General features: G+C 53.7%; 1 protein-coding gene. It reads left to right on the top strand.

The annotated features are described in order from the left end of the window. On the top strand, positions 1–201 hold a 201-nt coding region (locus tag MJ643_RS30800; protein WP_348773350.1), incomplete at its 5' end, for a type IIL restriction-modification enzyme MmeI. Positions 202–270 lie beyond the last annotated feature (69 nt).

The raw sequence follows: 270 nt of genomic DNA on the forward strand, positions 1-270 counted from the left end.
CTCTATGATCCGGACTTGATGCCGGATAACCTGCGCCAAGCACACCGCGAGGTCGACGAGTACGTGGACTCGCTGTACTCCAAACGCACGTACGAGACTGACGAGGATAGATTGTCCGACCTATTTGCTAGGTATGAAGAGATGATTGCCGCAGAAGAAGCGGCCAAGCCTAAGAAGAAAACACGCAAGCGGAAGAAGTAGGTACACCATATGGGCAAGCACTCCCGAGACAACCTGGTCAATGTTGAATACGCGCAGGCGGGGACATCG

Source organism: Pseudomonas sp. PNPG3 (assembly GCF_023093815.1).
Classification (GTDB): domain Bacteria; phylum Pseudomonadota; class Gammaproteobacteria; order Pseudomonadales; family Pseudomonadaceae; genus Aquipseudomonas; species Aquipseudomonas asiatica.